This is a genomic window from Pseudoalteromonas sp. SR45-1, from assembly GCF_014163655.1.
Classification (GTDB): Bacteria; Pseudomonadota; Gammaproteobacteria; order Enterobacterales; family Alteromonadaceae; genus Pseudoalteromonas; species Pseudoalteromonas distincta.
The window spans coordinates 30,333-54,303 of the sequence record NZ_JACJDR010000020.1; the positions used below are offsets into that span (position 1 = coordinate 30,333).

Genomic DNA, 23,971 nt, shown 5'->3' on the forward strand with positions numbered 1-23,971 from the left:
TTATTAGTTATTGCAAAAAAAGACCTGAGGTTCGTAGTTATTAATCATAAAGGTCTTTTAATACAGTTTGTTGCGACTTTGATGCCTGAGTTTGATAGATCTCAAGAATTTTAATAATAGCATTAAGATCCGTGTTTGCGCCTTTATTACTATAAAGTTGTGCCTGCAATTGGCTAATGAGACCATTAAGCTCGCTGCTGTTTACGTGGATGCAGAGCTCATCAATCGCGCCAACATTTTTATGGGTCACCTTTACAGAAAAGTTATTTAATGCGGTGTAAAAGGCTTTCACATCGTGTGTTTTGGCTAATGCTTTAAGCTCATTTAAGCTTGGCTGAGAAGTACCACGGGTGTTTAGCTGTAATTTTTCAGTCGTATTTTTAGTAGAACGGCTTATTAAGTAAAAAATTACAGTACCAATCCATAAAATATACCCTAAAGCGGCAAAAACTATTAACCAAAGAGGAGTATCACTTTTAGTTTCAATAGGTTGTGTGCCAGTTTCTTGATTCGAAATATTTTCAAGAGTAGGTGAATTATTTGTGCTGGGTTGTGGGTTTGCTATGGCTGTATTAGGCGCGGTAGTACTTGGCGTTACTGTAATAGTACGCTTTGGTAATGTGGCTAAGCTAATACGGTTCATTTTGGTATTAAACCAAGGCAGCTTTATTTCAGGCAAAGTATAAGTACCTGGTTTTTGCGGCAGTAAGGCATATGATGCCGTTTGTTGCGATACAACGCGTCCGTCTCGCACTGCATTGTTATTTTCTTTTTTATCAGGATAGCTGCGTATGCCATCAATAGTAGGCATAGAGATTTCAGGTAATTGCTCTTTTGTAACTCCAAGCGCGGTAAGCGTAATAGTACGTGTTATAGGCGTACCTACTTCTACTGTGTTGTCGTTAGGTTGCCATTCTTCATCAAGGTTAACCAATTCGCTTGGTAACCATGCGCCTTTATAGTCACTCGGGATTGGTTTTATTTCTACTTGCTGATCATCGCCAAGAGCAGATACCTCCAGTTGGCGGTAATTTTGCTGTACTCGCCCTTGAAAAGCGGGGCCTGCAATCGTGTAGGCACCACTTTTTTGTGGCTGAATCAAATACTCACGAGTAATAACAAGGTAGCGTTTGCCATCAACTAGCTCATAACTCTCAGTTTGTTTACCTAATTGGGTTAGCTGAGCATCCTCCATACTTGGTGTGCTTAAGCTGCCATCAAGCAGTTCTTTGGCAAGGTAGAGCTTAACAGTGTAAACACCGGCTTCTTGCACAAATAATGAATTACTCGAGAGCGACGTTTTTAAAAATATTTCGTTATTTTTATCTGCATCAACTGAGCGTTTTGCCACTTTTAACTTAATAGGTTGTGAGGTTAACCCTGCAACGCTAAATGCTGGTATCGTGTAATCACCCTCTGTACGGGTCATTAGTTTAACTGACCACGTAGTTTGTTTATTAATGCTGCCATTAATAATGTTGGTACGAGAGCTTAAGCTTGTTGGGCCTACAACAAAGTCTTTTAACAGCGATGAGGTGTCTGGTTGCTCGCCTTTAACTGTATCGTCTACCGATATATTAAGCATAAAAAATTCACCCGCTAATACAGGGTTTTTATCTACGCTGGCTTCTAATTTGGTGGCAGCCCACGAAGGCATCGCACTTAATAGCAATAAACAGCAAAATAATCGCATTACCATGATTTTTCGACTCCTGTAGGGCGACGTTTGTATTGTCTTTTTTGGGCTTCTAATTGCATTTTATTCCGTAATAAAATAGCCGGATCGTCCGGGACTTTTCTAAGTAGTTGATTAAGCTGTTGTGCTTTTTCTTTTTCTTCATTAGTGAGCTCACTTGCTTGGGCTTGCATCGCTTGTTGCTGAGCATTTTGTTTTTGCTCATCAGTGGCAGGTTGCTCACTTATTGCTTGTGGCTTACTTTGTTGCTGCTCATCCTCTTTAGGCTGGTCAGCGTCTTTATTTTGCCCTTGTTCGCTTTGTGGCTGGGCTTGCATATCAGGCTCATTTTGCTTATCTGATTGCTCGCCAGGCTCACCTTGTTGATCTTTGGGTTGTTCAGACTCTTTATCTGATTTTTCATCGCTTGAGCTTTGACTTTCGTTTTCGCCTTTTTCAGAATTGCTTTTATCACCATTTTGTTGCTGATCCTGTTTTGACTCATCAGAATTTTGCCCTTGGTTTTGCTCATCTTTTTTCTGACTATCATCTTGGTCTTGAGAGTCGTCGCCGTCGCTTTGCTGATCTTGCTGGTTTTGTTGCTCTTGTTGATTTAGTAATTGCTCAACTAAGGCTTGGTTATCGGCTGCTTGCGTAAAGTCATCTTGTAAGGTTTGGGCTTGTTTGTACGCTTCAATTGCGTCCTCAAGTTTGCCAGCTTTGGCAAGGGCATTACCGTAGTTGTATAAACCGGTAGCCGACTTATCATTACTAAACTCATTAAGTGCAGCATCAAAATTACCTTGCTGGTATAGCGCCGCGCCTTTTAACTCACTCGATTGCGCCTGTGTTGCTGCATCGTATTCTTTATTATTGTAAGCCTCTAATGCACGTTGATCTGCATTTTGCAAAAGAGTAGGGAGCTCTACGGCATACGCATTTTGCTGCGGTAAAAAACCAAAAGCTAAAAAAGCCCCCAACAAGGCAGCGCGTCTAAATAAATACAAGCCAAATGGCAGTAATAACAAGAGTCCGTAAATACCTGCATCTATTCGCCAAAGCGCGTGGCTTTGTTTTTCGTCTTTCAATAATTCACTCTGCGCATTTGGAGCAAACGTATTTATGTCGTTATTGCTAGGTTGGTAACTAGCAAATTTACCGCCGCTGCTTGATGCTAAATTTTTAAGCTGAGAGGCATTAATTGTAGGTACTACAATTTGGCCGTATCTGTCTTTCAAAAAGCCGCCTTCAGGTAACTTAATTGGTGCGCCTTGAGCGGTACCTACACCATATATATTTAATCTATATTGGGTGTTACTGGTAAAGCTACTCACGTCGCTTTGTTCTTGTTGGTCAATACCGTCGGTCACTAAAATAATGTCGCCATCAATATAACCTGCTTGTGTTAATAGCTCTTTGGCCATATCAAGACCCGCTAAAACGTTTGAGCCTTTGTCTGGCATTATTTCAGGGCTTAAGCTTGGAATTAAATTACTGAGTGTTGTGGCATCGTTTGTTAGTGGTGAAATTATATAGGCCGTGCCTGCGTAAGCTACAAGCGCGGTATCACCTTCTTTAAATAGCTCAATCATATCAAGCGCTTTAAAGCGTGATTGCATTAAACGATTTGGTAAAATATCGGTGCTGTACATTGAGTACGACATATCCATAACAATTACACGGGCACTTTTACTTTGAAATACAGGAACTTGTTTTTTCTCAAAACTAGGCCCAGCACTAAATAAAATGCCAAGGCTGCAAAACAAAGCAACTAACCAAAGTGGCTGGCTGGCTTTAGTGTTTGCTTCGCTCATTATAAATTGTGCTAAATGAGGTGCAATTAGCTGCTCACTGGTGGTTTTTTTATGCTTAATTAAGGCAACAAAAAATAATGCCACAGCAGGTATGAGTAACCATAAAAGAGCGGGGCGAATAAATTCAAAATCCATTAGTTTGGCTCCTTTAATGCACGCAGTGTACTAAGCATTACTTTTAAGCTAATAAGTAAAATAGCGATAAGTAACGGGTAGTAAAATAATGAGCTTTGTGGGCGAAATGTTTGTTCATCAGCGCTAATAGGTTCAAGCTTATCAAGCTCTGCGTAAATTTGTTGAAGGCCAGCTACATCTTTGGCTCTAAAGTATAATCCGCCAGTTTGCTCGGCAATCTTTTTAAGTAAGCTTTCATCTAAATTACTGCCACTAGAGCCACCCACATTAAAGAGGCTAAAGCCGCGCGGATTATCTGAGCCAACACCAATGGTGTACACTTTAATCCCTTCTTCGCGAGCTAGCAGTAGGGCATCTTCTGGGTTTAGATTGCCCGCGGTATTTTGTCCGTCGGTTAATAGCACCACAATACGGTTACTTTCATCTTTATTGGCAAAGCGTTTTACCGAAAGACCCAATGCATCACCAATGGCTGTTGCGCGCCCTACTAAACCAATTTGCGCTTCGCTGAGCATTTTACTTACTGTTTTAACGTCGCGGGTGAGCGGGGTTTGTAAAAACGCGGTGTCGCCAAATAATATTAGCCCAAGCCTGTCGCCTTGACGTTGCTCTATAAAATCACTGAGTACAGCTTTTACCATGGTAAGGCGGTCAACATATTGGCCATTATAAGCCATGTCTTGTTCGGTCATCGAGCCTGATAAATCGACCGCTAACATTATATCGCGTCCTTCATTTGGTAATGAAATTGGCTCATCTAACCATGTTGGATTGGCAGCAGCAGTAACAAGTAATAACCAAATTACCCACTCGAGGGGATTTAAACGTCGTGCGTGTGGCTCGATGCTTTGGCTGGTTAAATTGTGCTTTGCAAAACTGGGTATACGTAAACGCGTACTGGCATTACTTGCTGCGGGTTTTAATAGTAAAAGTAATAAAGGCAAGGGTAGTAATAAAAATAACCATGGCCAGCTAAATTCAAACATTTACTGACTCCTTTATTTTAAATTGCTTAATACCTTGGCGAAATTTTTCGCACAGTGTTGTATCTTTTTGGCTAGGGTTATACAAGCTTAGTATTTCTTGTTCTGTAAAGCTTAAACCGGTGAGTGTATTAAGTGTTGTGCACCATTTAGAGGTAGATTGCGCAGCAAGTCGCTTGTCGTAATATTCAATCACTAAACGTTTTAAAATAATATGCAGTTGCTGAGGGTTTTGCTCACTTTGACTCAATTGTATTGCGTAGCGTTTAGGCTTTTTAAATTTATGTTTTTTATAAAATATATAAATAGCTGCGCACAGTGCTAAAAACAGCAGTGCAATAATAACCCACCAAGCAGGGGCGAGTGGCCACCAATTAACTTGGCTTGGCGCTATTATATCGTGCAGGCCATCGAGTGGATTGGTTTGCATGGTTATTTTCTCACTAATTGCAGCTCAAGCGGTGTTGCTGCATTGAATGATATTAAATTAAGACCCGATTTAGTTAGGCGATTAAAGCGCGCGCTAAATGCTTGCTCAGCATTTTTAGCAAAGCGTTCTCTAAAGCTGTTATCCATTAATGGTAGGGCAAAGTCTTGACCATTTGCATTAACGGTAACGGCTTGCTTAAACGCAGGTAACTGATGCTCAAATGGATCGCTTATGTGGCAACCAATCAGCTCGCAGTGGCGGCTTAATATTTCAAGTTGCTTAAAGCTGGCATCATCCAGAGCATTAAAATCAGACACTAAATACACTAAGCTGCCTGGTTTTGCTAAATGGTTAAGGCGCTTTAGGTTATCGCTAAAGTTGTTAGTGGCTGTTTTATCAATATTGTTAAGCGCTTGCTGGTGGTTGTCGCATAAATTATGACAAAGCTTAAGCACTGCTTTTTCGCGGGCGCTGGGTTTTAGCTCTAAATGCGAGTGCTGATTAAACACAATACCGCCAATTCTATCGCCGCGCTGACACGCCGACCATGCAACAAGAGCGCTTATATGCGCAGCTTGCACCGACTTTAACAGTAACTTTGAGCCAAACAGCATTGAGTTAGAAAAATCAGTGAACACAAACACAGGGCGCTCTTTTTCTTCTTGAAAGAGCTTTGTGTGAGTCTCGCCGGTACGCGCAGTAACTCGCCAATCAATAGAGCGAATATCGTCACCTTGCTGATAATGTCGCACTTCGGCAAATTCCATTCCTCGGCCTTTGTGCGGTGCAAGGTATTGCCCTGTTAAGGTATTTTTTATTTTTACCTTAGGGGCAAGTTCAAGCAATTGCGCTTTGGCTTTGTAATACATCAGCTCTTTGAGTGCTAAATTAACACCGTGGCTATGGCTCTGTTTGAGCCATGCTTGGGTTTCTAATTGTTTTTGCATAACTTATGGTACGGCTACAAGTTCAACTATACGGCTTATTACTTGATCTTTAGTAATGCCATCGGCTTGGGCTTCGTAACTTAAAATAATACGATGACGCAGTACGTTATGCACAACAGCTTGAATGTCATCAGGTGCTACAAAGTCACGGCCTTGAAGCCATGCATGAGCACGAGCACATTTATCAAGTGCTATTGTTGCACGCGGACTTGCACCAAACTCAATCCAGCTACCTAGTTGCGCGTCTAATTTAGCGCCTTCACGGGTGGCTATAATAAGTTGTACTAAATATTGCTCAAGTGGCTCTGCTAAATAAAGGCCTAATATTTCTTTACGCGCTGCAAATAAATCGCTTTGACTAATTTTTTGCATTACTGGTTGTTGCTCGTTAAGCGCTTCGCCGCGTGTTAAACGCAGTATATCAAGCTCATGCTCTGCGCCAGGGTAGTCAATACTTAGGTGCAGTAAAAAGCGATCCAGCTGGGCTTCTGGTAACGGGTAAGTCCCTTCTTGCTCTAGCGGGTTTTGCGTTGCCATAACTAAAAACAGTTCGCTAAGCGGATAGGTATTTTTACCCACGGTAACTTGTCGCTCTGCCATGGCTTCTAATAGTGCTGATTGTACTTTGGCTGGTGCACGATTAATTTCGTCAGCTAAAATTAGGTTGTGAAAAAGAGGGCCTTTTTCAAATACAAACTCGCTAGTTTGTTGGCGGTAAATATCGGTACCTGTTACATCAGCTGGTAATAAATCTGGCGTAAACTGTACGCGCTGAAATGAGCCTTCAATGCCTTTAGCAAGTGCATTAACTGCACGTGTTTTTGCAAGCCCAGGAGGGCCTTCTACTAATAAGTGACCATCAGCTAAAATAGCAATAAGTAGCGCTTGAGTAAGCTCTGGCTGGCCAATGATTTGTGTATCTAAGTACGTTTTTAATTGTGAAAATGCGTTAGCTGCCATAATAAGTGGACTGTCCTCGTCAGCTGGGTTTGTACCTAATAGTGTTAGGTGATAAATACTGACCTATTTATAAGGTTTATAATTGGGTAACTCAAGAGTTAGACTGTATTTTTTAAAATAGTTCGTTATTTTTTAACGAATTTTAGCGTACCACAAAACTTTGTAAATGCGTCTAAAAAAGCCTATTGTGATAGTCGTAATTAAACACTGTTTATATAAATTTGTGTTTATCTATTGGCTTTAGGGCACGGGTTGTTTAGAATCGAGGAAAACAAACAGGTCAGACCTGTCAGCGGGAGAGCATAAATGTCTGAGCAAAACATACTAAAAACACCAAAGGGCGACCGTATTGCCATCGTTAGCGGCTTACGTACACCTTTTGCAAAACAAGCAACAGCGTTTCACCATGTACCTGCACTTGATATGGGGAAATTGGTGGTTAACGAAATGCTTGAACGATTAAATTTCAATAAGTCAGAAATTGATCAACTTGTATTTGGTCAAGTAGTACAAATGCCAGAAGCGCCAAATATTGCACGTGAAATTGTATTGGGCACAGGTATGCCTGTATCGGTTGATGCATATTCTGTATCGCGCGCATGTGCTACCAGCTTTCAGGCTATTGCTAATGTAGCTGAGTCTATTATGGCGGGATCTGTAAGTGTAGGTATTGCAGGTGGCGCAGATTCGTCATCAGTATTGCCAATTGGTGTAAGTAAAAAGCTAGCAGGCAGCTTAGTTGATTTAAATAAAGCGCGTACGCTTGGTCAACGTTTAAAAATATTTTCAAAACTGCGTTTAAAAGACTTATTACCAGTGCCTCCTGCAGTTGCAGAGTACTCAACAGGCCTTTCAATGGGGCAAACTGCTGAGCAAATGGCTAAAACACACAACATTAGCCGTGAAGATCAAGATGCGTTAGCGCATCGTTCTCACTCACTTGCAACGCAAGCATGGGCTGATGGTAAGTTAAAAGATGAAGTAATGACGGCGCATTTACCGCCATATAAAAGCTTTATTTCAGAAGACAACAACATTCGTAAAAACTCAACGGTTGAAGGCTACGCCAAGCTTAAACCTGTTTTTGACCGTCAGCACGGTACTGTTACCGCTGCAAATGCAACACCATTAACTGATGGTGCAGCGGCCGTACTTATGATGAGCGAAAGCAAAGCAAAAGCACTTGGCTATGAAATACTAGGTTACGTACGTAGCTTTGCATTTTCGGCAATTGGCGTAGAAAAAGACATGTTAATGGGCCCAGCTCATTCAACGCCTATTGCACTAGATAGAGCGGGTATTACGCTTGCTGATTTAGATTTAATTGAAATGCACGAAGCGTTTGCATCGCAAACACTTGCCAATATGAAAATGTTTGCCTCAGACAAATTTGCACAAGAGCATTTAGGTCGCAGCAAAGCAATTGGCGAAATTAACATGGATAAGTTTAACGTTAACGGCGGCTCTTTAGCATATGGTCACCCATTTGCAGCAACAGGCGCACGCTTAATTACGCAAAGCTTACACGAGCTTAAACGTCGTGGTGGCGGTTTGGCATTAACAACAGCGTGTGCTGCTGGTGGTTTAGGTGCAGCCTTTGTATTGGAGAGCGCGTAATGACTGATTCAGTATTTAATTTAGCGGTAGATGAAAACAAAATTGCCGTAGTAACGATTGATGTGCCAGGGGAGAAAATGAATACCCTGCGCAGTAGTTTTGCCGATGACTTAAAAGCATTATTAGAAGACGCTAAGTCGCAAAATGTAAAAGGCATGGTATTTATAAGCGGAAAAACCGATAACTTTATCGCGGGCGCCGATGTAAAAATGCTTGATAGCGTTCAAAAGCGTGATGATGCTTTAGCTATTAGCGAACTATGCCATCAAGCATTTTTTGATATGACAAAACTGCCATACACAACAGTAAGTGCGATTCATGGCGCTGCATTAGGTGGTGGTTTAGAGTTTGCTTTAGCGTGTGACTACCGTGTTGGTACCGACAGCGATTTAACAAAAATTGGCTTACCAGAAGTGCAACTTGGTTTACTACCAGGTGGCGGCGGTACGCAGCGCTTAACTAAAATTGTTGGTATTCAAAAAGCACTTGAGTGGATGCTAACAGGTAAACAAATTCGCCCTAAGCAAGCTAAAAAAGCAGGCGTGCTTGATGACTGTGTACCACACAGTGTGCTGCTAAAAGTTGCAAAAGAATTTGCGACTAAGAAAAAGCCACAAGCAAAAGAGCCAAAGCTCGACAATATTAGTAAATTACTAGAGTCAAACCCGTTTGGCCGTAACTTTATCTTTAAAAAAGCTAAAGAAAACGTACTTAAAAAAACGGGCGGGCACTACCCAGCACCACTCGCTATTATTAAAGCTGTGCGTGCTAGTGTAGAGCTTGATGAGCTAAAAGCGTATAAAACAGAAGCTGAAAGCTTTGCAACACTTGTAATGAGTGACGAATCGAAAGCGCTTCGCGGTATTTTCTTTGCAACCACTGAAATGAAAAAAGAGTGGCGCAATGAAGACGCACCCGCAATTAGCAAAACTGCTGTTTTAGGTGGTGGACTAATGGGCGCAGGTATTGCGCACGTAAGTGCTGTTAAAGCTAAAGTACCGGTACGTATTAAAGATGTAGCAGAGCAGGGCATTAGTAATGCAATGAGCTACACCTACAAAATTTTAGACAAGCGCCTTAAGCGCCGTATTATGTCTAAAGCTGATATGCAGTTAACAATGAACCGTATTACAGGTACAACAGACTACAGCGGCTTTAAACACATTGATTTAGTAATAGAAGCTGTGTTTGAAGATCTTGCGCTTAAGCAAGGTATGGTTGCCGACGTAGAGCAGCAATGCCAAGAAAATACAATTTTTGCTAGTAACACGTCATCATTACCAATTTCGCAAATTGCAGCGCAGGCAGCACGTCCTGAAAATGTAATTGGCTTACATTACTTTTCACCAGTAGAAAAAATGCCATTAGTGGAAATTATTCCACACGAAGGTACATCTAAAGAGACTATTGCTCGCGTTGTTAACTTTGCACGTAAGCAAGGTAAAACGCCAATTGTTGTAAAAGACATGGCCGGTTTTTACGTAAATCGTATTTTAGCGCCTTACTTAAACGAAGCTGCTAATTTAATGCTTGCGGGTGAGCCAATTGAAAAGATTGATGCAGCCCTAGTTGAGTTTGGCTTTCCGGTAGGACCGCTGGCTCTACTTGATGAAGTAGGGATTGATATTGGCTCTAAAATTGCTCCAATTCTTGAAAAAGAATTAGGTGAGCGTTTTAAAGGCCCTGATGCATTTATGCGTATGATTGATTCAAAACGCCTTGGCCGTAAGTCCGGTCGTGGTTTTTATGAATACGACAAAAAAGGCAAAAAGGTTGATGAGTCAGTTTACGAACTATTGGGTGTTACCCCAGCTCCACGTTTAAACAAAAGCGAAATTGCTAAGCGATGTGTATCGAAAATGCTTAACGAAGCAGTACGCTGTTTAGATGATGGCATTATTGCAAGCCCTCGTGATGGCGACATTGGTGCAATATTTGGTATTGGTTTCCCACCATTTTTAGGTGGCCCGTTTAGCTATATGGATAAATTAGGCGCAAGTAAAATAAGCTCTGATATGTCTACATTAGCTAACAGCGATGCTAACTTTGCTCCATGTGAGTCACTGGTAACAATGGCAAGCTCTGGTACTACTTTTTATAATGCAGCAACTGTTGAGGTTGTAGCTCCTGAAGTACAAAGCACTGAGCCACAAGAGCAAAGTGTCACTGAGCCTGAAGTTACTAAAGAGATTGAAACAAAAGAATAAAGTTTCTACTGTTTATAAAAACCGCATTTAGATGCGGTTTTTTTATGATTTTTAATATTTAAATGAGGAGCTTAATGACATTATTTACACAAAGATTGAGCATGTACCAAATGGAAGAATCTGATTGGCCTCTTTTTCTAGCGCTTCATCGCGATCCTCAAGTCCTTAAGTATTGTTTTGATATGCCAATGGAGTCACTGATAAGAAACCGCTTTGAGATACGCTTACCTAAGTGGAATACTAAATCACGCCACCCACTGTGCTTACTCATTATTAATAATAAAACAAAACAACCAGTGGGTGTTACAGGCTTTGCCTATGACGGAGAAACCGCAGAGCTTGGTTATTTATTATTGCCAGAGTATTTTAATAAAGGCTACGCGACAGAGTCTTTAAGAGCTGTGATTGATTGGGCTTGGAAAGAATGTGGTATTAGGCAGTTTAAAGCTGTCGTAACGCGTGGCAATATTGGTTCTGAAAAGGTGCTTAGTAAGTGCGGCTTAACCCATACCGATACACTTTTTAAAGTGCATACAATAGGCGAAAAGTTATATGACGATTTAATTTATACGCTTAAGGTTTAAGGTTTTAATGGGCTAGTTTCCTAGCCCAAAAAGTGCTACAAGTGAAGTGCGATAGCTTTGCGGTCTTTTTCTGGCATGTTTTCTACGACTAAATTAAATGAGTTATCAATCATTCTCTCAATTTCACCTTGTGCAATTGTGCCGTCTAAAATTACTGTGTTCCATAAGCGTTTATTCATATGGTAACCAGGGATCACTGCCGGGAAAGTATCACGCAATGATATTGCTTCATCAGGATCGCATTTTAAGTTAAGCCACCAAATAACCTCACCATCATCATTAGTTTGACCGTCATTGCCAATAGCAAGAGTCGCAAACATTTTATGATTCACTTTATATACATCAACCTCTTGCGCAAATGGTTTTGTAACCTGAACAAGTGGTTTTTTAACTAAATACTCATGTACTTTTTTCTGGTCCATGATCCATTCCTTGAAGTCATACTCGGTAAAGCTACCATAGCAGTTTTTTTCACATTTGATTATATGTATTTTAGTATAAATTAAAATTTTACAAGCTAATACAACATGTAGCGTAAAACCAACGTAATTTTAGTTGAACAAAATCCAGTTCGTGGTATGTTTCTGCCAATCAAAAAAATAATAGGAATTCACACATGCCAAAGGCGAGTGATGTTAAAAAAGGTACTGCTATTGACTTCAATGGCCGCGTTTTAGTTGTAAAAGATATTGTGCGCTCTGTGCCGCAAGGTCGTGCTGGTGGTAGTTTATACCGTATGCGTTTATACGATGTGGTGACCGGTGGTAAAGTTGACGAAACATTCAAAGACAGTGACATGCTAACGCTGGCTGATTTAACACGCCGTGAAGTAATGCTATCGTACATTGATGGCGACGAGTATGTGTTCATGGATAATGAAGATTACACGCCTTACAACTTAAACAAAGATGCTATTAGCGAAGAAATTTTATTTGTTAATGAAGAAACGCAAGGCGTACACGTCATTGTTATTGATGGCGCGCCAGTAGGACTTGATTTACCGTCAAGTGTTGAACTTGTTGTTGAAGAAACAGACCCATCTATTAAAGGTGCATCTGCAAGTGCTCGTTCAAAACCTGCACGTATGTCTACTGGCTTAAATATTTCTGTGCCAGAGCATATTTCAACAGGTGACCGTATCCGTATTAATACTGTTGAACACAAATTTATGGGTCGTGCTGAAAAGTAACGCGTAAATTATAATTTTAAAAGCCGAATCTGTGTTTAACAGGTTCGGCTTTTTTGTGCGCGGGGATTTGTTGCTTTAAATTTAATCACGTTAGCGTTAGAATAAGCGCCGTATTTTTGAGCAACTTTAAGGGGTAGCTTTGTTTATAGTTTTACTAAGCAGTGCATTTATAGCTTTAATGTATTTAGAAACCATTAAAAAAGGCATGCCAATTAAACGATGGCTGATTTTAGGCGGTTTACTTGGACCTGTAGCCTGGTGCTTGTTTAATCTACATTATCGTCGCGCTTTAGTTAGAAATGTAGGAATAAATGCGTGTATATGGCGCCCTTAATTTATCGACGCCACATTTTTATTTTTTCTAATTAAGCTTGGGGCTGCTTTAGTTTGTTGCTGCTTTAAAAATTCAGTAAATTCACTTTTTGATAGTGGCTTGGAATAATAATAACCTTGTACTGTTTCGCAATTAAGCTTTTTGAGTATATCAATTTGATGGGCTTGTTCTACACCTTCAGCCACTACATGTAAATCAAGGTTATGCGCAATAGTGACTATTGAGTCGACCATATTACGGCCACGTTCGTTGGTCATGTCATCTATAAATGCTTTATCTACTTTAAGTGTATTAAGCGGAAATTGCTTTAAATACGCTAATGATGAATAACCAGTACCAAAATCATCCATTGCTAAATGAATACCTCGGGCACTTAACGAACGCATAATTGCAATGGCTTCTTTAGGGTCATCCATTACAGTACCTTCTGTTATTTCAAGCTCTAAAAAGTATGAAGGTAATTCGTTTTTTTGCAAAATAACGTCAATACGAGAGGTTAAATCGGGGAGGCTAAATTGCTTTGCTGATAAGTTAGCGGCTACTCGACCGCTAAATAAACCGCTATCTAGCCATTCTTTTACGTCTCTGCAGGCTTTGTTTAATACCACTTCACCAATTTCAATTATTTGGCCCGTTTCCTCGGCTATAGGTATAAATACACCAGGGCTAATAATGCCTTTTTTGGGTGTAATAAAGCGCACTAACGCTTCCATTCCGGTTAGCTTGCCTGTGCGAATATTCATTTTTGGTTGGTAGTACACTTCAAAATGGTCTTCTTTTAAACCAAAGCGCATGAGGTTTTCAATTTGCAGTCGTTTAACGGCTTGACGGTTCATCGTGTCGTTAAAAAATAAGTAGCTGTTACCTTTCTTTTTAGCATGATACATGGCGGTATCTGCATTTTTTAAAAGCAGTTCAGGCGTATTACCGTCTTCTGGGAATAATACAATACCTACACTTGAGGTGATTGCCAGTTCGTGGCCTGCCATTTTAAATGGTGTAGCAATGGCTGCTAAAAACTGTTTAGCCATGCGTGTAATTACATGTATGTCGTTAGTGTCAGACATTACCAGAGCAAACTCATCGCCGCCTAAACGATAAAACACATCATTTTCGCGGGTTAGTTTATTTAAGCGCATTGCTAGTTTAGCTAATAAGCTGTCACCTAGCTGATGTCCTAACGAGTCATTTATTTTTTTAAAGTTATCTAAATCGAATACAAGCAAGGCGTGATGCGAATTGAGTTTTACTAGTTTATGCAAATCAGTAAAAAATAAATTTCGGTTAGGCAGACTGGTTGTGCGATCTCGATTCGATAAGTTATGTAATTGCGATTCTGCTTTTTTACGCTCTGTTAAATCTGAATATACAACGACATAATTAGTTATTTGATTTTGATCGTTTTTAATTTCATCTATGGATATTTCTATCGGTAATAAAATACGCTCACTATTACGAAGCTTCACTTCTTGTTGAATATGTTCGCGCTCTTTTACTATTTCAATAATTCTGTTTGTGTAGCTTGGCTCATACCCAGATAGGCTAAAATCTTTTCCTAAGTATTGTTCGCGTACGCCACCAAACAAGGTTAAAAAGCTAGGGTTTATATCAACCAGTTTAAAGTTTTTATCGTAAATTGCTAAGGCGTCAGTAAGCGACTCAACACATTTTGCAAAAAGGTTTAAGCGCTCTTCAGTTGATTTTAACTGTGATATATCGCGAACGGTACCCGTCATTCTAAGGGGGGATAAGTTGGCGTCTTTTTCAATTATTTTTCCGCGATCGAGCACCCAGTGCCAACGACCAAAAGTATCTTTGATTCGGTAGGTGGCTTCAAAAAAAGCAGACTGCTCTGCAAAGTGCACTTTTAGCAAGTGCTCAACGTTATTAATATCGTGAGGATGGATAAGGCCTTTATTTGGTGGAAACCCCATTAACGTAGTTGAGTCCATTAAATACTTATCGTTAATACGAATAACTTCGCCTGTTTTTATGTTCCAGTCCCAAAGTGTATCGCCGCTACCTTCTACGGTACTTTTAAGGCGTTTTTCCGAAAGTCGAAGTTGGCGGCGTGAACGTCTAAGTTTATGGATTACAAATAACAGGTAGGGCAAAGCAAGCGATATAATGGCGCTTGCTAGTATAAGTATATTGTCTGAGTTGTAATTAAGTGACGACTCAAAGGCAAAAAGCTCAAATGAGTAAGCAAGTACTACAAGCATGCTTAGTTTTATTGTTGTTTTTATCATTTTTTGATTACTTCTAATTTACAAATGATAATTTAAAACAAGCTAAACCTAGAGTCAAAGAGATTGAGAGTAAACGGGCATATTTTGAGATTTACTGACTTTCGCCGAGCTTAAAAGCTCATATCTTGGTCTATTATCATCAAATAGGCTTAGTGCATAAACTTTTACTTCTCTTAGTGTTAGTGCGTTTAGGGCATCTAAAAGTCGCTGCTGCATATGAAATTCGTGATCTCTGTTACCAATAGCAAGCCATAACCGTTGTGAGCGCAGGCGCAAGTTTTTATCTTTTTCTGCAATATGAGTACTAAGGCCATGTTTTTGCTGTTGCCAATCGTTTTCATCAAGTGCATCAATGTTATCAAGGTATTTTTTAATAAAGCTGTTATGACGATGCAATAATGTTTTTGCATCAAACTTAGGTGACTGCACATAAAATGCTATTCCAGCACGAGTATTAAAAGGTGCATAACCTGCGCCCACTAAATAACCTAGCTGTTGTGTTGTTCGTAACTCGTTAAAGTAATCTTGATTAATTAAATGATTTAACGCCATCATTTTTACTTTTTCGGCCACGCAATCCGTTTGCGCCTGATAGTAAACTACCATGGCATGGTCGCTACAAGGAAGTTCTAACTCGTAGCGAGTTACTTTTTTAATTTCAAAAAGAGGGCGTCTTAAATCTTCAATTATGGCTGCGTTTTTTAGGTGTTCGGCGACCTTTTTTTGAAAGGCTAATGCATCACTTTGCTGCCAGTTACCATGTAAAAATGATTCAACATGTAGTGCTTTAAAAAAGTCTGTTCTGAACTCATTAAATTGCTGAAAACAGGTGTTTTTTAATGCCGATGCAAGCTCCCCAGGTTGAGGGTTCCAAGGCATTATTTTTGCGCCTAAAATACTAAATAACTCACTGACTGGTTTGTTTTGGTTGCTATTGCGCCAATGCCTTACAAGTTGTTTTTTATATTCAGCAAAGCGTTTTGCACAAATTTCTACATTAAATAAAGCATCTATTAATTGATCAACAAGCTCTAACTGACTGGATGAAAGCCCAGCGGTATGTAGAGTTAATCCACCTTGATGCGAGGTTAAGTGGTAGCTAAGTCCTGCAAGTTCTGCAGGATAAAATTGCTCGCCTACGCTATCCATAAATAAATCTGTAAATAAGCGGGTGAGTGCCATATGCTTTACATCTTTTACGGCAAAATCAGAATCCATGGCCAAATAAAAATGACCTTTAGCAACACGAAATGTGTTGTCTTGTTTAAACCAAAAGTCAAAACCGGGTTCTTTTACTAATAACTCGGGTTTTGTTTGTGGTTTTATGACATCAAATAACACCACTTCTTTTGTCAAATAAGGATTAGCGGTAGGCAGCAGCATTTCGCTCAGCGGTTTATTTATCTCGCTAAGTGCATCAAGCCAATTAGGTGAAATATGTTCTACTTTATATGGTGTGTTGTACCATGCGGTTTTATGTTCAGGCTCTACATCTGGATGTATAAGTACGATGCGCATATTATGTGGCGTTAACCACTGCATGGCCATTTCGTGGGTCGCTTTTTTAAAGCCTTCCATTAAATAGTCGCCTTGCACGTAATTTGCTTCGTCGTAATGCTGCATATTAATGCTTAAATTACTGACCCAATCAATCAAGCGTGACTTTTCTTGGTTATCGAATGCTATTTGTAATAGATTTTTTTTATCTTGGTATAAGCGCGGCAATTTTTCGGTGTTATCGTTAATTAAGCAAATATATTCAAACATCATTTCAATAATGTCTTCGAAGTATTCAATACCTTCATCGGTAAGCGCTAAGCTAATATTAAAATCTTTAAAGTTACTGCCATTAATACCACCGCCAGCAGAAAGCGCGTTTATCCAGCCTTGCTCTTTTAAAATAGAATAAAGAGAACCCGCGCCTTCATAGCCAAGTAAATGGGCGATAAAACTCACTGTTTTGTGGCGATAAAAGTCGTCAATATTAGGCATAGCAAAACTTATGATAAGTTTTTGCATATGCTTATGCGGCTCAATATGAAGTATTTTTCCTATGTCTTGTTTGCGATAGAGTGGCTCACTGATCTCTGGCTTTTTGAGGTTTTTATTACCCTTAATTGCGCCAAAGTAAGTTTGTGCCCAGCTTTGTAGTGTGTTTAATGTTTCGTTTGCGCAAATAACTAAAGTCATCCACTGAGCTTGGTACTGACTATTAAAAAAGTCGCGAAGCTCATCACTAATACAGCGCTCTCTGTCAGCTAAGGTTTGTAGGTTTCCTACAGAAAATTTAGCAAATGGATGAGCTGGATTTACCGTTTCTTTGTGGGCTTGATAAATACGGCGACCATCGTCTTTTATTTTTAGTTTAAACTCGGCTTCAATTGCGTTGCGTTCTTTTTCTGTTTCGGCTGAATTTAAAAGTGGCGCAATAAAAAAACGGCTAAATTGGGTAAGCGCCTGTTCAAATTCTTGGTTATTGATATCAAAAAAGTAACAGGTATGCTCAGTGCCAGTCCACGCGTTAGTGTTCCCGCCAGCTTGCGAAACAAAATTATTAAAACTGCCTGAATCTGGGTATTGGTCAGTGCCTAAAAAAAGCATGTGCTCTAAAAAGTGTGCTAGGCCTTGCCTATCAAGAGGATCGTCAAAATGCCCGGCGTTAACTGCCATTGATGCTGCCGCTTTTGTAGAATCTTTATCTTGCACTAATAGTACTTTTAGACCATTGTCCAGTGTAAAGGCGCGGTATGCTCTGTTATCATTGCGGCTGATATTCAAATGATGCTCCTGAAACTAAACGTTTACTTGTTAACAACAGATGATGGCTTCAGGAAAGCGAAATACAGCTTAAAGATTTACCTGAATCTCATGAAAGAATTATTTAGAAATAAATAGATTTATGTTGTTAATATAGCTGACAAATGGGCAAACTGGCTACTGTTTTATATTCTTTAATCGGTTGATTTTTTATGAAAACAATCCTAATAATGCGCCACGGCGAAGCAACACCCATGCAGGCTGATGATGCAGGTAGAAATTTAACCCAAGCAGGGCACGATGAAGCTGAAAAAATGGGCCTTTGGCTCAGTAAAGCACATTGCCCTGATGCACTGTTAGTTAGTCCTTACATTCGTGCACAGCAAACAGCTGCAGGTGTGGCTAAAAATAACGTATTTAAATTTAGTGAAACCACATCCGATATTATCCCCGAAGGCAAACCTCAAATTGCTGCTGACTATCTTGAAACGCTTATTGCTACTCATCCCCAATGCAACACATGGCTTATAGTGGCACACATGCCTATTGTAAGTTATTTAGTGGACCAATTAAGCCCTGGTAATATGCCAATTTTTAATACAGGTGCTGTTGCTGTTATTAGTTATGATGAGCAAACCCAGCGTAGTAGTTATATAAGTATAAATGCCCCAGAAAACCTTTAAATATAAATAATTGAGAGAAGTAATATGACGATAGAACGCTTACAAACAGGTGCGCGCATGAGCCGCATAGTAAAACACAACGGCACTGTGTATTTATGTGGGCAGGTATGTGCCGACGCGCAAAAAGGTATTAAAGAGCAAACTCAAACTATGCTTGATAAAGTAGAGGCGCTGCTTGATGAAGCAGGGAGTTCAAAAGAACATATGCTTAGCGCGACTATTTATGTAAAGAGCATGGAATACTTTGCTGATATGAATGCAGTATGGGATGCATGGGTACCCGAGGGTTATGCGCCTGCACGTGCCTGCGTAGAAGCTAAAATGGCACGTGATGCACTACTTGTTGAAATTTCAGTAGTTGCAGCTTTAAAAGAATAATAGCTTAAATGAATCGCTCCCCCGTTGTACTTATCACAGGCTCTAGCCGAGGTATTGGCGCAGCTACCGCACTATATTTTGCAAAGCATGGTTATGATGTTTGCATTAATTATAAAGCTGATTTAGCTAGTGCGAAGCTAGTAGCCGATCAAGTAAGAAGCTTTGGCGTTAGAGCTCAAGTTATAAAAGCAGATGTATCGAAAGAGGCAGATGTTTTGGCGTTGTTTGATTTTATTGATAAAGAATTTAGCCAACTTGATGTACTAATAAATAACGCCGGTATTTTAAAACCACAAATGCCCTTGTTAGAAATGAGTGCTAAGCGCATAAACGAAGTTTTGACTACAAATATTACCAGTGCTTTTTTATGTAGCCGAGAGGCAATAAAGCGAATGGGAAATGACGGTAGTATTGTTAATGTTTCATCGGGGGCAGCTAAAACGGGCTCTCCTAATGAGTACATTGATTATGCAGCATCTAAAGGTGCAATGGACACATTTACTATTGGCTTGGCAAAAGAGGTGGCAAGTAAAGGTATTCGAGTTAACTCGGTTAGACCAGGGCTTATTTACACTGATATGCATAGCGATGGCGGTGAAAAAAATCGAGTCGATCGTCTTAAAAGTAAATTACCCCTTGGCAGAGGCGGTACACCCGAGGAAGTTGCTGCAGCAATTTACTTTTTAGCTTCAGAGCACGCTTCTTTTACAACGGGTAGCTTTGTTGATGTAGCCGGCGGTTTGTAAGCTAAAGTAATAAAGCTAGCCAAAACGTAAAGCTAATAACACTTAAGATAGTAGAAAGTATGACAGCCCCAGCAAGAGTAGCTTCATGCTGCTTTATTTGAGTCGCAATAAGATAAGCATTTACGCCAACAGGGGACGCACTTAAAAGTACCAATACATTAAGTATTTGCGTGTCTAGCTTAAATACATAGGTGCCTACCAATAAAACTAGCGCAGGCAATAAAAATATTTTTAAAATTGATGCTATTAACGCCGGTTGCCAATTTGCAGCTATTTTATAAAAAGCTAAATTAGCACCAAGTACAAATAGCGCACAGGCAATTGCTGGTTTAGCTAATAGCTCCAAACTATTTGCTAAGTCGGTAAACAGTGTAACTCCTAATATGTTTAATATAAGCCCGCACCCAATACTCAGTACAATAGGATTTAGTACCATACTTTTTCCAAAGTGCGACCACGAAAATTTATCGCTGCTACCTTTAGCGCCTATTAAAAATGTAAGTGCAAATAACAATGTGCTATGAAAAGTAATGATCATAAATGCAATGGCTATCATTTCTTTGCCAAGCGAGGCAATAACAATAGGAATACCCACTAACACCATATTTGAATAGCTAGAAGCAAGTCCAAATACACCGTGTTGTTGGTAGTTTTTTAAATGTTTTTTACTTAAATAAAAGCGATCAATTAATATACCCACCCCAAATACACTCAAAACAGGTATGTAAAAGCTCAAAAATGCAAAAAGGCTAATACTTTGCTGTAAGTTAATTTGCGACATATTTAATAATAAAAAAGCAGGCAAACTAATATAAAAAGTAAACTTACTCAGGCCTGCGATATGCTGCTTGTCGAAAAATTTTAATCGGCAGCAGCTATAACCCAGCGCAACAATAAAAATGAGCGGAAAAATAATTGAAAAAATATGCACGTAGTTACATCCTAGTAATGGCTAAAGTTAGCGTCTAAATTCATCACTTTGCGGTAAATTAATTAAAATAAGTACAGCGCCTCTTCCACCATATTCGAGAGGGGCTTGGTGCATCGCTATTACGTCAGGGTGCTGTACTAAATACTGCGGTACTTTGTGCTTTAGTACACCGCCACCAATACCATGCACTACACATGCACAATAATAATGCTGCTTTTTACATTCGTGAATGAGTCCAGCGAGTTCATCTTTAGCAAGTTCTTTATTTAAGCCGTGTAAATCTAGCGTCAAATCGGGTGCAAAGTCACCACGGCGAAGCTGTTTAGCTAGGAAAGTATCTTGGCCAGGTTTTACATATTTAACCGTGCCGTGGGTGTCTATATCGGGAATATAAACGTCTGAGAAGAAAAATTCAGATTGAGCCTGCTTTTTTTGCTGGGCAAATTGCTTAGCTTGTGACACCTTAGGCTTTGTATCAAAACGATGAGTATCTTGTTTAAATACTTTGGCGCCTGTGATCGTTTGACGAAATAAGCTTATGTCGTCATTGCTTAGGGACGAATGTGATGGAGTGTCTTTTTTCATAACTATTACCTAAACAAAAAAACGTAAAAACGCAGCGCAAAAGGCGGTACAATACTTAAATGAGGGGCAATTGTAATTTGCCCAGCGCAGATAGGCAATGCAATCGTCTTAAAGACTCAAAACAGTCAGTAAGCTAATACAGGTAAAAATATATGAGCGATTTACAAATAGAAGAAGCAACACTCGAAGAAGCCGTTGCAGAACTGTCAACTTTACATGACTGGTTACGTTGGACTACAAGCCAATTTGCAAGTAGTAGTATATTTTTTGGACACGGTACAGATAACGCATGGGATGAAGCTGTAAGCTTATTACTGCCTGCGCTTAGCTTGCCTGTTGATGCGCCAAAAGAATTAATGCACGCGCGTTTAACAAGCACAGAAAAAAACCGACTTGCGGGTCTTATTGCAGAACGTATTAACGACTGCACACCAGTACCTTACTTAACAAACATTGCATGGTTTGCGGGTATGCCGTTTTATGTTGATGAACGTGTACTTATACCTCGCTCACCATTTGCCGAGCTTATTAGTAACCGCTTTACGCCGTGGCTTGAAGAGCCACAATCGGTAAACCGTATATTAGATTTATGTACGGGTTCGGGTTGTATCGCAATTGCACTTGCGCAAGCTTTTGAGCAGGCACAAGTTGATGCGGTAGATATATCGTATGAAGCGCTTGAAGTCACAGACATTAACATTAACGATTACATGTTGAGTGATCGCGTGTTACCGATTCAGTCTGATGTATTTAGCGGTGTACCAGGTCAAAAATACGACCTTATAGTAGCAAACCCACCGTATGTTGATGCAGAAGATATGGCTGACTTACCACGCGAATTTCATCATGAGCCAGAGCTTGGGCTTGCATCAGGCCACGATGGTTTAGATGTAACCCGTACTATATTGAGCGAAGCGAGTGAACATCTAACTGATAACGGTTTGTTATTTGTAGAAGTTGGTAACTCTATGGTACATATGGATGCACTGTATCCGGGCGCGCCGTTTGAATGGATTGAATTTGAACAAGGCGGCTTAGGTGTATTTGTAATTAGTAAAAAGCAGCTAGATGAGTATTTTGCAAAATAAGTAAAAAATGAATAGCCAAGCCCTGTGCTTGGCTATTGGTAGTCATTAGGAATGAGGAAAGTTAATGGCAGGTAATAGCATTGGGCAGTTATTTAAAGTGTCCACCTTTGGTGAGAGCCACGGCGTTGCATTAGGCGGCGTTGTTGATGGTACTCCCGCAGGTCTTGAAATCACAGAGGCCGACTTACAAATTGATTTAGATCGCCGAAAACCAGGCCAAAGCCGTTACACAACGCAGCGCCGTGAAAGCGATCAAATAAAAATATTAGCAGGCGTTTTTGAAGGTAAAACCACAGGTACCAGCATTGGTTTATTGATTGAAAATACCGATCAACGCTCGCAAGATTACGGCAAAATTAAAGATGTATTTCGCCCAGGTCATGGCGATTACACGTATTGGCATAAGTACGGCTTGCGCGATTATCGCGGTGGCGGTCGTTCATCTGCACGCGAAACCGCGATACGCGTAGCGGCAGGTGCTATTGCTAAAAAATACTTAAAGCAATTTCATGGTATTGAAGTTAAAGCATGTTTAAGTCAGCTTGGCCCTATTAAGGCGGAAACGTTTGACTGGGACGAAGTTGAAAATAACTTATTCTTCTTCCCTGATGCAAGTAAGCTTGAAGCGCTTGACGAATATATGCGTGACCTTAAAAAGCAAGGTGACTCAGTTGGCGCTAAAGTAAAAGTAGTGGCAAGCAATGTACCTGTTGGTCTTGGTGAGCCAGTATTTGACCGCCTTGACGCCGAACTTGCACACTCATTAATGAGTATTAACGCGGTTAAAGGCGTTGAAATTGGTGATGGCTTTGACGTAGTTGAGCAAAAAGGCTCTGAGCATCGCGACGAGCTAACCCCTGAAGGTTTTACATCAAATCATGCAGGTGGTGTACTTGCGGGTATTTCGACAGGGCAAGATATTATTGCTTCTATTGCGCTAAAACCAACGTCGAGCATTACTATTCCAGGTAACAGCATTAATACAAGTAACGAAGCGGTTGAGATGATCACTAAAGGTCGTCACGACCCGTGTGTAGGTATTCGTGCAATCCCGATTGCTGAGGCAATGATGGCCATTACCTTAATGGACCACTTACTGCGTCAACGCGGACAAAATCCACATGTAAACCACGAACATGGGCCAATTAACGGCTCTGTGTAAGTATATATAATTATAAAAAAACGCGGATTACCGCGTTTTTTTATGTCTGTAATTTAGTTAGGAGCCTTTCAGGAGTTGTTCAAGTAAGCCCTATATACTGCAAGAAGGAGGGTAGTAATCATGAACGATAATATTAATGAACACTCACAAATAAAAGCCCAAGCTGCAATAGCCCGCTTAGAACGTTTCAGTAAGTTAACGGATAGCAGCATTGGTATTCCTTTTACTAAATTTAATATAGGTTTGGAGGCTGTGATTGGCTTAGTCCCTGTTATAGGTGATGCCGCAGGGCTAATTTTATCAAGCTATGTGCTTATAGAAGCGCAGCGTTTAGGTGTGAGTAAACGTATAAAGACTAAGATGATCATTAATATGCTCATAGATTTTGTGGGCGGCTTAGTACCATTTTTTGGCGATATATTTGATGCGTTTTTTAAAGCTAACACGCGTAATACACAACTATTGAAAAAACATTTAAACAAGCAGTTAAGTGAGTAATTAATAGCTTTAAGTAACC

At 40.1% G+C, this 23,971-nt stretch carries 22 protein-coding genes; 11 read left to right on the top strand and 11 right to left on the bottom strand.

Annotated elements, in window-relative coordinates; translation table 11 throughout:
* Positions 1 to 40: 40 nt before the first annotated feature.
* Genes H5089_RS17660 through H5089_RS17685 form a run of 6 tightly spaced genes read right to left on the bottom strand, consistent with a single transcriptional unit; the run spans position 41 to position 6,944 of the window.
* Entirely contained in the window at positions 41 to 1,699 is a 1,659-nt protein-coding gene (locus tag H5089_RS17660; RefSeq protein WP_182712765.1) for a BatD family protein, read from the bottom strand.
* Positions 1,693 to 3,624, bottom strand: a complete 1,932-nt coding sequence (locus tag H5089_RS17665) for a VWA domain-containing protein (protein ID WP_182712766.1) — start codon at positions 3,622 to 3,624, stop codon at positions 1,693 to 1,695. Before H5089_RS17665 ends, H5089_RS17660 begins: the two co-directional genes overlap by 7 nt.
* Positions 3,624 to 4,610 (bottom strand): VWA domain-containing protein, encoded by a 987-nt coding sequence (locus H5089_RS17670; RefSeq protein ID WP_182712767.1) that lies wholly within the window; start codon positions 4,608 to 4,610, stop codon positions 3,624 to 3,626. Before H5089_RS17670 ends, H5089_RS17665 begins: the two co-directional genes overlap by 1 nt.
* A complete protein-coding gene (locus H5089_RS17675; RefSeq protein ID WP_004335624.1) occupies positions 4,603 to 5,037 on the bottom strand; it encodes a DUF4381 domain-containing protein in 435 nt (144 codons plus the stop codon). The genes H5089_RS17670 and H5089_RS17675 overlap by 8 nt, the downstream gene beginning before the upstream one ends.
* A gap of 2 nt (positions 5,038 to 5,039) precedes the next feature.
* The gene (locus H5089_RS17680; protein ID WP_004335626.1) at positions 5,040 to 5,984 is read right to left on the bottom strand and encodes a DUF58 domain-containing protein; all 945 of its coding nucleotides are present in this window, start codon (positions 5,982 to 5,984) and stop codon (positions 5,040 to 5,042) included.
* Between the two features lie 3 nt (positions 5,985 to 5,987).
* Positions 5,988 to 6,944: a MoxR family ATPase gene (locus tag H5089_RS17685; RefSeq protein WP_007377762.1), complete on the bottom strand. Its 957-nt coding sequence runs from the start codon at positions 6,942 to 6,944 to the stop codon at positions 5,988 to 5,990.
* Positions 6,945 to 7,250: 306 nt separating this feature from the next.
* Here H5089_RS17685 and fadI point away from each other — a divergent pair, with 306 nt between their 5' ends.
* The 3 genes from fadI (at position 7,251) to H5089_RS17700 (ending at position 11,352) form a co-directional block, all read left to right on the top strand.
* Complete coding sequence (gene fadI, locus H5089_RS17690) at positions 7,251 to 8,561, top strand: acetyl-CoA C-acyltransferase FadI (protein ID WP_004335629.1); 1,311 nt, start codon at positions 7,251 to 7,253, stop codon at positions 8,559 to 8,561.
* Positions 8,561 to 10,768, top strand: coding sequence for a fatty acid oxidation complex subunit alpha FadJ (gene fadJ / locus H5089_RS17695; RefSeq protein ID WP_182712768.1), 2,208 nt, complete (start codon positions 8,561 to 8,563; stop codon positions 10,766 to 10,768). The genes fadI and fadJ overlap by 1 nt, the downstream gene beginning before the upstream one ends.
* Positions 10,769 to 10,842: 74 nt before the next feature.
* Positions 10,843 to 11,352, top strand: a complete 510-nt coding sequence (locus tag H5089_RS17700; RefSeq protein ID WP_024596740.1) for a GNAT family N-acetyltransferase — start codon at positions 10,843 to 10,845, stop codon at positions 11,350 to 11,352.
* Positions 11,353 to 11,387: 35 nt separating this feature from the next.
* Here H5089_RS17700 and H5089_RS17705 read toward each other — a convergent pair whose 3' ends face one another.
* Positions 11,388 to 11,774 carry an MmcQ/YjbR family DNA-binding protein gene (locus tag H5089_RS17705; RefSeq protein WP_039489238.1) on the bottom strand — a complete coding sequence of 129 codons (387 nt, stop codon included), beginning with the start codon at positions 11,772 to 11,774 and terminating at the stop codon, positions 11,388 to 11,390.
* A 194-nt stretch (positions 11,775 to 11,968) separates the two neighbouring features.
* On the opposite strand from H5089_RS17705, the gene yeiP reads away from it, so the two are divergent.
* On the top strand, positions 11,969 to 12,541 hold the full coding sequence (gene yeiP, locus H5089_RS17710) for an elongation factor P-like protein YeiP (RefSeq protein ID WP_002962153.1): 573 nt from the start codon (positions 11,969 to 11,971) through the stop codon (positions 12,539 to 12,541).
* Between the two features lie 139 nt (positions 12,542 to 12,680).
* Positions 12,681 to 12,875, top strand: coding sequence for a hypothetical protein (locus H5089_RS17715; protein WP_024604473.1), 195 nt, complete (start codon positions 12,681 to 12,683; stop codon positions 12,873 to 12,875).
* Here the strand turns inward: H5089_RS17715 and H5089_RS17720 are convergent.
* Entirely contained in the window at positions 12,872 to 15,124 is a 2,253-nt protein-coding gene (locus tag H5089_RS17720) for an EAL domain-containing protein (protein WP_182712769.1), read from the bottom strand. The two genes, H5089_RS17715 and H5089_RS17720, sit on opposite strands and share 4 nt — an antisense overlap.
* A 54-nt stretch (positions 15,125 to 15,178) precedes the next feature.
* Positions 15,179 to 17,902 carry an insulinase family protein gene (locus tag H5089_RS17725; protein WP_182712770.1) on the bottom strand — a complete coding sequence of 908 codons (2,724 nt, stop codon included), beginning with the start codon at positions 17,900 to 17,902 and terminating at the stop codon, positions 15,179 to 15,181.
* Positions 17,903 to 18,093: 191 nt separating this feature from the next.
* Here H5089_RS17725 and sixA point away from each other — a divergent pair, with 191 nt between their 5' ends.
* The 3 genes from sixA to H5089_RS17740 are packed head-to-tail and all read left to right on the top strand — an operon-like array spanning position 18,094 to position 19,688.
* The gene (sixA, locus tag H5089_RS17730; RefSeq protein ID WP_024593905.1) at positions 18,094 to 18,564 is read left to right on the top strand and encodes a phosphohistidine phosphatase SixA; all 471 of its coding nucleotides are present in this window, start codon (positions 18,094 to 18,096) and stop codon (positions 18,562 to 18,564) included.
* A gap of 24 nt (positions 18,565 to 18,588) precedes the next feature.
* Entirely contained in the window at positions 18,589 to 18,942 is a 354-nt protein-coding gene (locus tag H5089_RS17735; RefSeq protein ID WP_002962161.1) for a RidA family protein, read from the top strand.
* Between the two features lie 8 nt (positions 18,943 to 18,950).
* Positions 18,951 to 19,688 carry an SDR family oxidoreductase gene (locus tag H5089_RS17740; RefSeq protein WP_182712771.1) on the top strand — a complete coding sequence of 246 codons (738 nt, stop codon included), beginning with the start codon at positions 18,951 to 18,953 and terminating at the stop codon, positions 19,686 to 19,688.
* A gap of 1 nt (position 19,689) precedes the next feature.
* Here H5089_RS17740 and H5089_RS17745 read toward each other — a convergent pair whose 3' ends face one another.
* Both H5089_RS17745 and smrB read right to left on the bottom strand, forming a co-directional pair.
* Positions 19,690 to 20,619 (bottom strand): AEC family transporter, encoded by a 930-nt coding sequence (locus tag H5089_RS17745; protein WP_182712772.1) that lies wholly within the window; start codon positions 20,617 to 20,619, stop codon positions 19,690 to 19,692.
* A gap of 27 nt (positions 20,620 to 20,646) precedes the next feature.
* Positions 20,647 to 21,204, bottom strand: a complete 558-nt coding sequence (gene smrB / locus H5089_RS17750) for an endonuclease SmrB (RefSeq protein WP_007377742.1) — start codon at positions 21,202 to 21,204, stop codon at positions 20,647 to 20,649.
* A gap of 152 nt (positions 21,205 to 21,356) precedes the next feature.
* Between smrB and prmB the strand changes: the two genes are divergently transcribed.
* From prmB to H5089_RS17765, 3 genes are all read left to right on the top strand, one after another.
* The gene (gene prmB / locus H5089_RS17755) at positions 21,357 to 22,292 is read left to right on the top strand and encodes a 50S ribosomal protein L3 N(5)-glutamine methyltransferase (protein WP_007377743.1); all 936 of its coding nucleotides are present in this window, start codon (positions 21,357 to 21,359) and stop codon (positions 22,290 to 22,292) included.
* Between the two features lie 64 nt (positions 22,293 to 22,356).
* Positions 22,357 to 23,454, top strand: a complete 1,098-nt coding sequence (gene aroC, locus H5089_RS17760; RefSeq protein ID WP_008138551.1) for a chorismate synthase — start codon at positions 22,357 to 22,359, stop codon at positions 23,452 to 23,454.
* 120 nt (positions 23,455 to 23,574) lie between these two features.
* On the top strand, positions 23,575 to 23,952 hold the full coding sequence (locus tag H5089_RS17765; RefSeq protein ID WP_182673896.1) for a DUF4112 domain-containing protein: 378 nt from the start codon (positions 23,575 to 23,577) through the stop codon (positions 23,950 to 23,952).
* The last annotated feature ends 19 nt before the right edge of the window (positions 23,953 to 23,971 follow it).

What these genes read in the sequence shown, in the direction of transcription:
- H5089_RS17680 (WP_004335626.1), bottom strand. Translation starts at nt 5,984, where the DNA reads ATGCAAAAACAATTAGAAACCCAAGCATGGCTCAAACAGAGCCATAGC.
- H5089_RS17670 (WP_182712767.1), bottom strand. Translation starts at nt 4,610, where the DNA reads ATGTTTGAATTTAGCTGGCCATGGTTATTTTTATTACTACCCTTGCCT.
- H5089_RS17660 (WP_182712765.1), bottom strand. Translation starts at nt 1,699, where the DNA reads ATGGTAATGCGATTATTTTGCTGTTTATTGCTATTAAGTGCGATGCCT.
- H5089_RS17765 (WP_182673896.1), top strand. Translation starts at nt 23,575, where the DNA reads ATGAACGATAATATTAATGAACACTCACAAATAAAAGCCCAAGCTGCA.
- H5089_RS17735 (WP_002962161.1), top strand. Translation starts at nt 18,589, where the DNA reads ATGACGATAGAACGCTTACAAACAGGTGCGCGCATGAGCCGCATAGTA.
- sixA (WP_024593905.1), top strand. Translation starts at nt 18,094, where the DNA reads ATGAAAACAATCCTAATAATGCGCCACGGCGAAGCAACACCCATGCAG.
- yeiP (WP_002962153.1), top strand. Translation starts at nt 11,969, where the DNA reads ATGCCAAAGGCGAGTGATGTTAAAAAAGGTACTGCTATTGACTTCAAT.
- H5089_RS17705 (WP_039489238.1), bottom strand. Translation starts at nt 11,774, where the DNA reads ATGGACCAGAAAAAAGTACATGAGTATTTAGTTAAAAAACCACTTGTT.
- H5089_RS17675 (WP_004335624.1), bottom strand. Translation starts at nt 5,037, where the DNA reads ATGCAAACCAATCCACTCGATGGCCTGCACGATATAATAGCGCCAAGC.
- fadI (WP_004335629.1), top strand. Translation starts at nt 7,251, where the DNA reads ATGTCTGAGCAAAACATACTAAAAACACCAAAGGGCGACCGTATTGCC.
- smrB (WP_007377742.1), bottom strand. Translation starts at nt 21,204, where the DNA reads ATGAAAAAAGACACTCCATCACATTCGTCCCTAAGCAATGACGACATA.
- H5089_RS17665 (WP_182712766.1), bottom strand. Translation starts at nt 3,624, where the DNA reads ATGGATTTTGAATTTATTCGCCCCGCTCTTTTATGGTTACTCATACCT.
- H5089_RS17720 (WP_182712769.1), bottom strand. Translation starts at nt 15,124, where the DNA reads ATGATAAAAACAACAATAAAACTAAGCATGCTTGTAGTACTTGCTTAC.
- H5089_RS17700 (WP_024596740.1), top strand. Translation starts at nt 10,843, where the DNA reads ATGACATTATTTACACAAAGATTGAGCATGTACCAAATGGAAGAATCT.
- aroC (WP_008138551.1), top strand. Translation starts at nt 22,357, where the DNA reads ATGGCAGGTAATAGCATTGGGCAGTTATTTAAAGTGTCCACCTTTGGT.
- fadJ (WP_182712768.1), top strand. Translation starts at nt 8,561, where the DNA reads ATGACTGATTCAGTATTTAATTTAGCGGTAGATGAAAACAAAATTGCC.
- H5089_RS17685 (WP_007377762.1), bottom strand. Translation starts at nt 6,944, where the DNA reads ATGGCAGCTAACGCATTTTCACAATTAAAAACGTACTTAGATACACAA.
- prmB (WP_007377743.1), top strand. Translation starts at nt 21,357, where the DNA reads ATGAGCGATTTACAAATAGAAGAAGCAACACTCGAAGAAGCCGTTGCA.
- H5089_RS17740 (WP_182712771.1), top strand. Translation starts at nt 18,951, where the DNA reads ATGAATCGCTCCCCCGTTGTACTTATCACAGGCTCTAGCCGAGGTATT.